The sequence below is a fragment of the Methylobacterium marchantiae genome (assembly GCF_042679825.1).
GTDB classification, from domain to species: domain Bacteria; phylum Pseudomonadota; class Alphaproteobacteria; order Rhizobiales; family Beijerinckiaceae; genus Methylobacterium; species Methylobacterium marchantiae.
Map to the genome: position 1 here is coordinate 55,528 of NZ_JBHTND010000024.1, position 12,399 is coordinate 67,926.

The 12,399-nt window shown below is 69.4% G+C and carries 10 protein-coding genes and 1 pseudogene; 7 read left to right on the plus strand and 4 right to left on the minus strand.

Annotated elements, in window-relative coordinates; all coding sequences use genetic code 11:
* Window positions 1-43: 43 nt before the first annotated feature.
* The 3 genes from ACFQ4G_RS16530 to ACFQ4G_RS16540 form a co-directional block, all read right to left on the minus strand.
* Window positions 44-316, minus strand: coding sequence for a GCG_CRPN prefix-to-repeats domain-containing protein (locus ACFQ4G_RS16530; RefSeq protein WP_238208640.1), 273 nt, complete (start codon window positions 314-316; stop codon window positions 44-46).
* A gap of 103 nt (window positions 317-419) precedes the next feature.
* A complete protein-coding gene (locus ACFQ4G_RS16535; protein WP_238208639.1) occupies window positions 420-815 on the minus strand; it encodes an EF-hand domain-containing protein in 396 nt (131 codons plus the stop codon).
* An 80-nt stretch (window positions 816-895) separates the two neighbouring features.
* Window positions 896-1,225, minus strand: a complete 330-nt coding sequence (locus ACFQ4G_RS16540; protein ID WP_238208638.1) for a GCG_CRPN prefix-to-repeats domain-containing protein — start codon at window positions 1,223-1,225, stop codon at window positions 896-898.
* Window positions 1,226-1,414: 189 nt separating this feature from the next.
* Here ACFQ4G_RS16540 and ACFQ4G_RS16545 point away from each other — a divergent pair, with 189 nt between their 5' ends.
* The 7 genes from ACFQ4G_RS16545 to ACFQ4G_RS16575 all read left to right on the plus strand — a co-directional run bounded on the left by ACFQ4G_RS16545 (window position 1,415) and on the right by ACFQ4G_RS16575 (window position 12,002).
* Entirely contained in the window at window positions 1,415-2,134 is a 720-nt protein-coding gene (locus ACFQ4G_RS16545; RefSeq protein WP_238208637.1) for a response regulator, read from the plus strand.
* Window positions 2,131-3,471, plus strand: coding sequence for an ATP-binding protein (locus tag ACFQ4G_RS16550; protein ID WP_238208636.1), 1,341 nt, complete (start codon window positions 2,131-2,133; stop codon window positions 3,469-3,471). Before ACFQ4G_RS16545 ends, ACFQ4G_RS16550 begins: the two co-directional genes overlap by 4 nt.
* Before the next feature lie 256 nt (window positions 3,472-3,727).
* Complete coding sequence (locus ACFQ4G_RS16555) at window positions 3,728-5,815, plus strand: catalase (protein WP_238208635.1); 2,088 nt, start codon at window positions 3,728-3,730, stop codon at window positions 5,813-5,815.
* Between the two features lie 549 nt (window positions 5,816-6,364).
* The gene (locus ACFQ4G_RS16560) at window positions 6,365-7,291 is read left to right on the plus strand and encodes a hypothetical protein (RefSeq protein ID WP_238208634.1); all 927 of its coding nucleotides are present in this window, start codon (window positions 6,365-6,367) and stop codon (window positions 7,289-7,291) included.
* Window positions 7,292-7,631: 340 nt separating this feature from the next.
* Window positions 7,632-8,279 (plus strand): SCO family protein, encoded by a 648-nt coding sequence (locus ACFQ4G_RS16565; protein WP_238208633.1) that lies wholly within the window; start codon window positions 7,632-7,634, stop codon window positions 8,277-8,279.
* 22 nt (window positions 8,280-8,301) lie between these two features.
* Complete coding sequence (locus ACFQ4G_RS16570; protein ID WP_238208632.1) at window positions 8,302-11,349, plus strand: AbfB domain-containing protein; 3,048 nt, start codon at window positions 8,302-8,304, stop codon at window positions 11,347-11,349.
* A gap of 167 nt (window positions 11,350-11,516) precedes the next feature.
* Complete coding sequence (locus ACFQ4G_RS16575) at window positions 11,517-12,002, plus strand: prepilin peptidase (RefSeq protein ID WP_238208631.1); 486 nt, start codon at window positions 11,517-11,519, stop codon at window positions 12,000-12,002.
* Between the two features lie 184 nt (window positions 12,003-12,186).
* On the opposite strand, the pseudogene ACFQ4G_RS16580 reads toward ACFQ4G_RS16575, so the two are convergent.
* Window positions 12,187-12,399: pseudogene (locus ACFQ4G_RS16580) on the minus strand (hypothetical protein); the annotation flags it as partial.

The following is a 12,399-nucleotide window of genomic DNA, read 5'->3' on the forward strand; positions in this document are numbered from 1 at the left end:
CGAGCGTCGAGGTACTCGGTAAGAAACCGCAGACGTGCCGTCGTCAGCGGCGGCAGCGACCGCCCGGACCGCGATAGAGACCGGGCGGGCAACCGCGCGGCGCGCCCGTGATGGCCCGCCGCATGGCGCCGCGCGGCCCGCGGTTCAGGCGGCAGCCCCCCAACGGGCCGCGATGGGCGCCGAAGCCGCAACCGGCGCGGACCTGGACGATGGGAGCGTCGAGACCGATGCCGCCGGCCGGCACGGGAAGGGCCTGGGCTCCGCCTGCCATGAGCAGGGTCGCGAAACCGCCGACGATGAGACCTGTGAGCTTCATCCGTATTCCTTCGTTGTGGCGGGCACGGCTCATCGGCCGTGCCCTGGGGGAAGTCGATATCCGAACCCCGATCCCGGGCATTCGGTTCATTTTGCGCCGAGGGTCACTTGTTGCGACACGGCCGCTCCGCACGGACGACGCGACCGTCGCGGTCGGCGTCGAGCCGTGCGAACCGCTTGGTGGACGTCGCGTCGATCTCCTCCGCGGTGAGGAAGCCGTCGCCGTCCGCGTCGATGGCCCGGAACCGCCCGGCAGGGTCGTAGGGTCCCTTGCCCGGGCGGGCGTCCCACCAGGCCGCCCATTCCGCCCGGCTGACGCGTCCGTCATGGTCGGCATCGGCCCGCATGAGCCGGGTGCGGTTCCGCGCGAGGAACGTCGCGAGGTCGACGCCGGCCGCCCCCGCGCCCTTCGGCGGATCGGTGCCGGCGGGTGTCTGGGCGGAGGCGGCCGTCACCGCTAGGAGCGTGGACAGGGCCAGGCAGACGATGGTCTTCGTCATGATCGTACCTCTCGCGTCACCGGATCGACCCGGGACGTGCCGGGCGGCGCGGTCCCGAGCGTCGGAAGCCCGGGCGGGGTTCACCAACGGCGATGCCAGCCCCGGTGCCATCCTCCGTGCCAGCCGACACGCCCGTAGCCTCCGCCCCAGCGGTGCCAGCGCGGACCGCCCCAGCCGAACCGCCGCGGTCCGTAGAAGGCGGGGCGATAGGCGTAGGGCCGGTAGAACACCCTCGGTCCGAGATTGGGCCGGCAGTATCCGTAGAATCCTCGATGGAACCCGAGGCCGCAGCCGTCGCGGGCCTCGGCCGTGCCGGCGGTGGTCAGCGGCGCCGCCAGACCGGCCGCCAGCAGGGCCGCGGGTAGAAGGCGCTTCAACAGGGTCGGCGCGCGTACCGCTTCCTTCGTCATCGCTTCGTCTCCCGATGCGGTGTTTCGACTGGCCGTACCTTGCCGCCAGCCTGTCGCAGGGATTTGCCGGGAACCCGCGTTTTCGTCGCGAACCGTCGCCGGTTCGGAGGGCTCGATACATTTCGCGACAGAATCGTCCGGGAGACGGAGGCCGGGGCGCGTTAGGGTCCGGGACGAAAGGCTTGTGACATGGACGACGCACACATCCTGGTGGTGGACGACCATCGCGACATCCGCGATCCGCTCGCGGCCTACCTGAAGAGACACGAGCTCCGGGTCACCGTCGCGGCGGACGCGGCGGCCGCTCGCGTCGTTCTGGCGGGAAGCGCCATCGACCTGGTGCTCCTCGACGTGATGATGCCGGGCGAGGACGGGCTCTCGCTCTGCCGCCATATCCGGGAGGCCTACGACACGCCCGTCATCCTCCTCACCGCCCTGGCGGAAGGAACCGACCGGATCGTCGGCCTGGAGATCGGGGCCGACGACTACGTCACGAAGCCGTTCGAGCCACGCGAGCTCCTCGCCCGGATCAAGAACCTCCTCCGGCGCACGCGCGCGCTCCCGCGAGCCCGAGACGGGGCGGACGGGCGCAAGCTGGCGTTCGACCGCTGGACGCTGGACACCGACCGGCGCGAGCTCGTCGACGGTGCCGGCCCCCCCGTCGCGCTCAGCACGGCGGAGTTCCGCCTGCTGTCCGCGCTGACCCGGCATCCGAGGGTGGTGCTCTCCCGCGACCAGCTCCTCGACCTGACCAGCGGCCGGACCGCAGACGCGTTCGACCGCAGCATCGACAACCAGGTCAGCCGCCTCCGGCGCAAGCTGGAGCGCGACCCGGCCAATCCGGAGCTCCTCAAGACCGTCTGGGGCGGCGGCTACGTCCTGGCGGCCGAGGTGAGGACGGTGCCGTGAGGCGGGGGCCGCACTCGCTCGGCGGACGGCTGGCGCTGCTGCTCGTGCTCGCCGTCGTCGGCGCCCAGGCCGCGGCCTTCGCGATGTTCGCGCACGAGTCGTCGCGGGTCGGTCGCGCGGCGGCCCGGACCCAGGTGGTCGACCGCATCGCCACGCTGGTGCGCCTGCTCGACACGGTCCAGCCCGATGCCGTCCCCAGCGTGGTCGCGGCCTACGGTTCCCCTCGCCACCGCTTCACCATCGATGCCGGGAGCCTCGTGCCGGAGGGCGCGATGGGGGCCGACGAGGCGCGGCTCGCCCGGCGGATCGACCGTCGCATGAAGGACGATGCGAGCCAGGCGCGGATCGCTCTCGTCGAGCGCGACGCCGGAGAGGACGCGCGCCCGGACCGCCTGTCCGACAGGCCCCACGCCCTTCGGGTCTCCGTCCGGCTCGACGACGGGCGCTGGCTCAACGCCGAGGCCCCGCTCGCGTTGCGGACGCCGCCCTGGATGCGCATCGCCCTCATCCAGGTCCTGGCGAGCGTGGTCGCGGTGCTGGTGGTCGTGGCCATCGCGAGGCGTGGGATCGTCGGCCCGGTGGCGGACCTCGCAAGGGCCGCGGAGATGGCCGGTCGGGGAGCCGCGCTCGAACCGTTGCCGGAGCGCGGCCCGCGCGAGCTGCGGACCATGACGGCGGCGTTCAACCGGATGCAGGAGCGATCGAGGGCCTTCGTCGTCGACCGCACCCGGATGCTGGCCGCCATCAGCCACGACCTGCGCACCCCCATCGCCTCGCTCTGGCTTCGCGCCGAGATGGTCGAAGACAGCGAATTGCGGACAGCGATGGTGCGCACGATCTCGGACATGAGTCGCATGGTCGACGCGACCCTGGCGTTCGCGCGGGACGATGCGCTCGCCCAGGAGAGCGGTCCCCTGGACCTCGCCGAGATGGTCCGGGCGCTCGCGGACGACCACGTGGTCCTGGGGCGGGAGGTCACCGTCGCGTCGCCGGCCAAGCTTCCATTCCATGGCCGGCCGGTGGCGCTGCGTCGGGCCCTCGACAACCTCGTCGAGAACGCCGTCCGCTACGGCGAGAGGGCGCGTGTCACCCTCGAGCGGGCTGGTGACCGCATCCGCATCCTCGTCGACGATGACGGGCCGGGGATACCTCCCGACAGGATCGAGGAGATGTTCGTGCCCTTCGCGCGGCTGGACGGCTCGCGCAATGCGGACACCGGCGGGACCGGCCTCGGCCTCGCCATCGCGCGGTCGGCGATCCGCGCGCATGGGGGTGACGTGGCGCTGGCCAACCGGGCCGGCGGCGGCCTGCGGGCCGAGGTGACGCTGCCGGTCTGAGCGGCGGATGGCGTGATCTGTCCGTTCCGCGACGAGTCCGCTGCGATCGGCGGTTTGGAGAAGCCGGACGGGGGCAGGCTGCCGACCGGCGCATGGAGGAATTGGCGCGCCCGGCAGGACGTCGATCGGACGACGCGAACCGATCCGTGCCGGCTACGGATCATGCCGACGCAACGCGTGGATCAAAATGGGTGGGGCCGTTCCTGCAACTCGCCTTCGGGCAATCCGTTGTGTGCCTCAGACAAAGAGGACTTCCATGACCGATCACACCTCGCCGAACGCCGTCCGCGGTGGCGAAACACATCAGATCGCTGACGACGATCACCCGGTTCTGACCACGAACCACGGTACGCCCATCAGCGACAACCAGAACCAGCTGAAGGCCGGTCCCCGCGGACCCGTCCTGCTCGAGGACGAGGTCTACCGGGAGAAGATCAACCATTTCGACCATGAACGCATTCCGGAACGCATCGTCCATGCCCGCGGCTCGGCGGCGCATGGCTATTTCGAGTGCACGGAGAGCCTTGCCGACATCACCGTCGCCGACCTGTTCCAGAAAAAGGGCCAGCGCACCGATGTGTTCGTGCGCTTCTCGACGGTGGCGGGCGGTGCCGGATCCATCGACACCCCACGCGATGTGCGCGGCTTCGCGGTCAAGTTCTACACGCGGCAGGGGAACTGGGACCTCGTCGGCAACAACATCCCCGTCTTCTTCATCCAGGATGCCATCAAGTTCCCCGACCTGATCCATGCCGCGAAGATGGAAGCCGATCGCGGATATCCTCAGGCCGCGACGGCGCACGACACCTTCTGGGACTTCATCGGCCTGATGCCCGAATCCACCCACATGATCCTGTGGGCGATGTCGGACCGGACGCTCCCGCGGACCTTCGCGAACATGGAAGGGTTCGGCGTCCATACCTTCCGTTTCATCGGCAAGGAGGGCAAGAGCACCTTCGTGAAGTTCCACTGGAAGCCGAAGGCGGGACTCGCCTCGACCATCTGGGACGAGACGGTCAAGATCGCGGGGGCCGACCCGGATTTCCAGCGGCGTGACCTGTTCGAGCGGATCGAGCGCGGCGATTATCCCGAATGGGAGCTCGGTGTGCAGCTCTTCGACGAGGAGTTCGCGAACAGTCAGCCCTACGACGTGCTCGACGCGACCAAGATCATCCCCGAGGAAACGCTGCCCGTCCGGATCGTCGGCAAGATGGTCCTCGACCGTTATCCCGACAACTACTTCGCGGAGACCGAACAGGCGGCGTTCGTGCCGAGCCACGTGGTGCCGGGGATCGGCTTCTCGAACGATCCGCTGCTTCAGGGCCGGTTGTTCAGCTACACCGACACGCAGCTCTCGCGGCTGGGCTCGGTCAATTTCCACCAGCTGCCGATCAACGCCGCGAAGGGACGTGCGGAGGCCGCGGGCTGCCCCTTCATGAATCAACAGCGCGACGGGCACATGCAGATGGCGGTGCCGAAGGGGCGTGCCAATTACGAGCCGAACAGTCTCGCCAAGGTGGGCGAGCCGGGCGGCGCACGCGAGGATGCCGTGGGGGGCTACAAGACGTTCCCGTCGGAGGAGAACGGCCAGAAGCTCCGGGTCCGGCCGGAAAGCTTCGCCGACCATTACAGCCAGGCGCGCCTGTTCTTCCGTTCGGTGGACGAGGCCGAACAGGCTCACATCGCGTCCGCCTTCGTGTTCGAACTCAGCAAGGTCTCGCTGGAGCACGTGCGCACGACGATGCTGGCGAACCTGCGCAATGTCGACGAGGACCTGGCGCGTCGCGTCGCGGACGGTCTGGCGATGGACCTCCCCGCAGCCTCGCCCACAGCGGCCCCCGTCCTCGACATGAAGCCCTCCCCGGCCCTGCGCATCATCCGGGGCCCCCTCGAGAAGCACACCCTGGAGGGCCGCACGGTCGGGATCCTGATCGCCGACGGCACGGATGCCGAGGCGCTCGAGACGCTCAAGACCGCGATCGTGGCGGCAGGCGGTCATCCGATGACCATCGCGCCCAAGGTCGGCGCCGTGCCCCTGTCGGACGGGTCGACGGTGAAGGCGGACAAGCAGCTGTTCGGACAGCCGTCCGTGACGGTCGATGCCTGCGCGGTCATTCTCTCCGAGAGCGCGACAGCCAAGCTCCTGAAGGAGGGAGCGGCCGTTCAATGGGTGATGGACGCTTTCGGACACCTGAAGGCGATCGGCTCCAACGCCGCCGCCAAGCCGCTGCTGGACAAGGCGGGCGTCGAGCCGGACGAGGGCGTGACCGACCTCGCCGACTTCGTCGAGGCGGCCAAGAAGCGCTACTGGGATCGCGAGGCGAAGGTCCGCACGCTCGCCTGATCTCCAGAGGACTCGCTCGCTCGGTGCCCTCGTCGGCACCGAGCGAGCACCTGTTACCCCTTGTCCGGTCCCGCCGCCTCGGCAGGCGGACCCGTGCTTCCGTAATAGGCGTGAAGCGGCTGATACATCGGCTTGCCGAACGACCGCTTCGACGACGTGATCACGGACGAGCCGCTCCACCTGATGGCGCAGCGCCCCGAGTCCGCCCTGGGAGACGACCCATTCAGCTGGGAGAGAGTTGAAGGTGCCGTCCGAAGAAGCCGGCAAGGTGGACGGCTGAATCGAACTGCGCCGCCGCCATGCGGTCATGTCGTTGCTCCTCGTGGATCCTGATTTCATGCGAATGCCAATCTAGTGAAGACTAGACGGCATCTGATGAATTGGGCGATTCATGCTAAATCAATACGAAAAGAGATTTAAAAAGAAATAAAAGTACATTTCAATACGATAATGAAATAGTACGGCGCTGAAACGAGGGAATTCTTATTTTATTATCGAATGTCGTCCATGGTTGTCGTGCTGTCCTCGGCGCCAATGGAGTACGACGCCATGCAGGGATCCGAACCCGGCGGACCCGTGATCCGGGCCTGCGTCACGGCGCTGGTGGCCCTGGCCGCCGGCCTCGCCGTGCTGCTCTGGGTCTGTTCAATGGCCGGTCCGGGTCTCGGCCGTCCGCTGACGCTGGCGCTGCCGGCCCCGTTTCCGCCGGTGCGCCTCCTGACGCCCCTGGTCGGTCTCCACCTGATCGGCCTGTGTCTCGGCCTCGGCGGCGCGACGATGCTCGACTTCTGGATCCTGCGCTGGATGCGCGAGGGCGTGATGCCGGCCGAGATGGAGCGTAGTTTCCACTTCATCAGCAAGGTCGTGACCATGGGCATCGCCCTGCTGTGGATCTCGGGGCTCGGCTTCCTCGGCCTCTACGCCATCGAGGCGCCGGAAAAGCTCGCCAACCCGAAGATCTGGGCCAAGGTGACGGTGGTCGCCGTGCTGACGCTCAACGGCGTGCTCATCCATGCGTTGGTGCTGCCGAGGGTCCTGCGCGACGTGCGCCGCCCGATGCTCGACGGCGTCTCGCGCCTGTCGGCGGGGATTTTCCTGGTCTCGGGCGCGATCTCCGGCGTGTCCTGGTACTTCGCCTTCGCCCTCGGGTTGCTGCGCGAGTTCAACGGCAAGGTCGGGACCGGCCTGCTGCTGTCCCTCTGGGGCCTGGGCGTCGTCCTCGCCACGCTCGGCGCTTTCACCCTGCGCGAATCGCTGATGCGGATGGCGGCGCGGCGGCGGGCGCGCACCGTCCCGGCGATCGAGTGGATCGTCAACCGGCCGGACGCGGCGTTCTCGTCCGTGCGCCTGCGCCGGATTCCGGACGGGCTGACGGTGCCTGTCCGCACGCCCCGGCAGGCCGCCGCGGCCAGCGCGTCATCGCCCATTCGATCTCGTCCGGTCTACGCTGCGGCCGAGCAAAGAACCGAAGCGTAACCGTTCATCGCCGCAACCGCGTTCGTATTCGGCGTCCGTGTGCAGAGATTCGGCGCGCTCGGCGCCATGCCGATGCTTTGGCTCCGCGCGGCACGGACCTTTCCGAAGAAATCCGGATCAAACCAATCTCTTTCGAAATCTGGCGACCTTGCACCGGGTAGAACACCTGATCTCTATTTGACCTTTGAATCGGCAGATGCGTATTTATCCCGATGAACTGTTAATGGTTAATTATATTAAGTAGTTTTGTGAACTACTTCCAAAATGTTTGCCAGTCTATTCCTGTGAGTGTTCAGCAGAGCGGCGCGGTCGCCTGCGGAAGTGGCAGGACCAATCCAAGATGTCGTTCAGGCCCCTCGACCCTCTGAGGACCCTGCGCGCCCTCGCCGGCGCCGCCCTGATCCTGGCGTCCTGGCCGGTCCGGGCCGGCGAACCTGTGCCGAGCGCGCCGCGGAGCGCCCTTGAAAGTCTGATCTGGCCCACGCCCGGATCCCTGCGCCGCGATCAGGCCGGGCAGCCCCTCACTCCCGGACGTTTCGGCGACCGGGTCGTGGTGGTGAGCTTCCTGACCACGGAATGCGGGATCGCCTGCGTGATCCGCCTGCGCGACCTCGCCGCCCTCGAGCGTAGCCTGCCCGGTCCGCTGCGCGCGCGCGTGGCCGTCCTCGCCGTCACCCTCGATCCGGCGCGGGACAATCCGGTCGCCCTGCGCGCCTTCGGCGACAGCCTCGGGCTCGATCCGGCGCGGTTCACCCTCGTCGACAGCGATCCCGACACGTCGGCGCGCCAGCGGGCGGCCCTGCGCTACCCGGCCGACCGGAGCGAACCGCCCGACACGGTGCTGGTCTTCGACCGCACCGGGCAGCTCGCGATGAGCTACGGCGCCAATCCCGTCGACCGTCCGCGCCTGGCGCGCGACCTCGCCGACCTCGACCGTTTCGCGCAGGGCGTCGGGCATCCCCCGACCATCGCCGCGCCCGCTCTCTGACGTCCCTTCCGAAAGGCCCCCGATGCTTCCCTCGACCCGCCCCCCCGGTCCGCGTGCCGCCACCGCCCGCTGGCGTGCCCTGGCGGCCGCGACGTTCCTGACCCCGGCCGCGCTCGCGGCCTCGCCGGCGGCAGCCGCGCAGCTCGCCGTGGTCGCCACGCCGGTGGCCGATCCGATCCTCGCCAATCTGGCGATCCCCGACACGGCGCCCACTCAGGGCATGTGGTCGGGCGTGAAGCCCTGGCCCCTCAACGCCATCCACATGAACCTGCTGCCCACCGGCAAGCTGCTGACCTTCGGCACGCCGATCGGCGACCCGGGCACGCAGAACGGCCGCACCTTCGACATCTGGGACCCCTCGAAAGGGCCTGTCGACGGCGCCCATGTCAGCTTCCAGGAGCCGGGCCTCATCAACAGCTTCTGCGCCGCGACGTCCTTCCTCGCCGACGGGTCCCTGCTGGTGGCCGGCGGCATCTTCGACGGCGGCGTCGACAAGGGCAGCGCCGTCCTCAACCCCACCGGCGCCTACGCCACCGCCCTGACGGCCCGGATGGCCAACGACCGCTACTACTCGACGATGATCTCCCTTGCCGACGGCCGGCCGCTGATCATGGGCGGCTCGTACCCGTACCAGGGTGGCTGGGCCAACCCGCAGGGCAGCATCGCCGCCGGCCTGATGACCGGCATGACCCCGGAACTCTACGACGGGGCGAAGTGGGTCAGCCTGTTCGGCGCCAACAGCCGCGAGGCGTTCGGGCCCGACTTCAACCGGTTCTGGTACCCGCGCGCCTGGGTCGCCCCGAACGGCTGGGTCTTCGGCATCAGCTCCGAGCGGATGTGGTACCTCGATCCGAACGGGAACGGTACGGTGGGGACGTTGCCGTTCAAGGAGCCGCAGCGGAACGCCGCCTCGGCGGCCGATGCGCCCAATGTCGGCCCGGTCTCGACCGCGGTCATGTACGAGCCGGGCAAGATCCTGCAGGTCGGCGGCAACGGCTACGACAACGGCAACGGCTTCCTCTCCAGCAGCCGCGCCACGCTGGTCGACATCAACGGCGGCGTCCCGGTCCTCGCCGAGGCGCCCCCGATGCGCTTCGGCCGGTCCTGGGCCAACGCCACCGTCCTGCCCACCGGAACGGTCGCGGTGACCGGCGGCAGCCTGTTCAACGATACCGCCGGCTGGAACACCGTCCTGGCCACCGAACTCTGGGACCCGAGGACCAACGCCTGGACCCTGGCCGCCCCCAACGCGGTCTACCGGGGCTACCACTCCACCGCCGCCCTGATGCAGAACGGCACGGTGCTGGTCTCCGGCGGCGGCGCCCCCGGCCCGGTCGCCAACCTCAACGCCGAGTTCTACTATCCGCCCTACCTGTTCGTCACCGTGAACGGGAAGGCCGCCCTGGCGCCCCGGCCCCAGATCGTCAGCCTGAGCAGCGTCAAGCTCGCCCACGCCCAGTCGATGCAGATCGAGCTGACCTCGCAGAACGGCCTGTCGCAGGTGGTGCTGATCGGCCTCGCCCAGGTCACGCACAGCTTCAACAGCGGCCAACGCCGCGTGCCGCTGACCTTCACGCAGGCCGGCACCCTCGTCACCCTGCAGACGCCTGCCTCGGGCAACCTCGCGCCCCCCGGCTACTACCAGCTCGTCGCCATCGACGCGAAGGGCGTGCCCTCGCCGGGCGTGATCGTGGCGCTCGGCGCCAACGTCGCCGCCCCCACGGGAGTCGGCACCTCCACCACGAACCCTGGCCCAACGACAGGCGGCACCGGCGGGACGGGCGGCACTGGCGGCACTGGCGGACTGGGCACCGGAGGGATGGACACCGGCGGGACGGGCGGGACGGGCGGGATGGGCACGGTCGGCGCCGGCACGCCGGTCAGCCTCCAGGCGAGCAACTATCCGGTGGCTTACCTCACGAACGTCAACGGCGCGGTCAACCTGATCGCCCCGGCGAGCACGGCCGACCGGCAGCAGGCCACCTTCCGACAGGTCCCCGGCCTGGCCGGACAGGGCGTCTCGTTCGTCTCCAGCCTCAACGCGACCCAGTACCTGCGCCACCAGAACTTCCGGATCTGGCAGCAGACGAGCGACAACAGTGCGCTGTTCAAGCAGGGCAGCACCTTCACCCCGCGCGCTGCCCTGGCTGGCACCTGCGGCTGCAACACGGGAGCCTGCGCCTCCTACGAGTCCATCGACTGGCCCGGCTACTACCTCCGGCACCAGAACTTCAATCTCTACCTCACCAAGTTTGACGGCAGCGACCAGTTCAAGCAGGACGGTTCCTTCTGCGCCGCACCGCCGCTCGACGGCGGCACCGGCGGGATGGGCACCGGCGGAACCGGGGGCACGACGGGCTCGGTCTCGACCGGTCTCTCTCCCTTCACGGTTGCGACGACCGGAGCCTGGAAGGAGATCGGCGTCGAGGTGAGCCGGATCGCCACCGCCGCCGACGGGACGACGGTTGCGCTCAGCCGGAACGACGGCAAGGTCTGGCTCTATCAGGGCGAGGGCGCCTGGCGGAACCTGCCCGGCCAGATGAAGGACGTGGCCGTGGTCAAGGCCAACAGCATCTACGGCGTCGGCCTCGACGACGTGGTCTATCGCTTCGACGGCGCGCAATGGACCGCGATCCCCAGCGTCAACGTCGTCACGATCTCGGCGGCCTCCGACGGCACCGTCGTCGTCGTGAACCGCAACAAGGAGATCTGGCTCAAACCCACCGACGACGTGCAGGGCAACTGGCGTCAACTGCCCGGAGCCGCCCAGAAGGTCGTGGCGATGAACGGCCGGAGCTTCTGGACGATCGGCCTCGACAACAACATCTACCGCAGCGACGGCGTCAGCGGCTGGACCCGTGTCGGCCGGGATGCCCTGGACATCGCAGCGAGCTCGGATGGCGGCGTCGTAGCGGTGAACCTGGGCAACAAAGCGATCTGGCGAAAGACTGGCGACAATGCCGTCGAGGCCTGGAGCCTGATGCCCAACTCGGCCGGGAACGCCGTGGCGGCACCGAACGCCCAACGGCTCCTCGTCATCGGCTTCGACGGCAAGATCTATCGCTGGTGACGCCGGCACGCGCCGCGAGCGGGGCGGAAGAGACCAGGGCCGGCCGGAGCACATCCGGCCGGCTCGTCCCGTTCCGGTCGTGAGTCCGAACCCGCCTTGTCCGGCAGGCGATTGTGTGTGATCCGCCCGGCGAGGCGGCGCGTGGGGCGGGATCCGGAGCGGGAGGTATGGTGGCTCACATCCCGGCGCTCCTGACCGTGCTGCTCGCCCTGCCGCTGACCGTGCCGATCGCCCTGATCGATCTGCGCCGCCACATCATCCCGAACGCCCTGAACGGGGCGCTGTTCGGCCTCGGGCTCTGCGTGCTGGCCGTCCAGGCCCCCGGCGGCGCGATCCCGGTCGCGATCGGGCTGGCGCTGGCGGAATCCGCCCTCGCCTACCTGCTGTTCGCCGGCCTGCGCGCCGCCTATGGCAGGCTCCGGGGCCGCACCGGCCTGGGATTCGGCGACGTGAAGCTCATCGCCGCCGCGATGCCCTGGATCGGCCTCGCGCAACTCCCCCTGATGATCCTCGTCGCCAGCCTGTCCGCCCTCGGCGCACTGGGGGCGATGCGCCTCGCCGGCCACCCGGTCGGGATGAGGACGCGGCTTCCCTTCGGGCCCTTCCTCGCCCTCGGCCTGCACGGCGCCCAGTTGCTGCGGCCGGATCTGTGACGCCCCCGGTTCGGCCCGGCCCGCGATGGTGAACGCCCGCGCCGCGATCGGATCGACACAGCGCCGGATCAGTCCGGGCCGAAGGCCGCCGCTATGCGGGCCGCCGCCGAGACCACCACGAGGATCACCGGGAGCACGAAGCCCGCTTGCCCGTCCCGGCCGGGCGGGATCGGCCGCCGAATCCTCACGGCCGCACCGCCACCGGGATCAGGAGCGGCGCCCACCGTCGCCGGTCGGACGCGGGAAAGTCGATGCGGATCTCCACGAGGGCCGGGGCCGCGTCCCGGCGGGACCAGCCGGCGAGCCATTGCGGCGGCTGGCGCGGGGCCGGGCTGCCGAAGTAGCGCAGCTCCAGCCGCGCGAGCCCCCCGAGCAGGCGCTCCGGCATCGGCGTGCC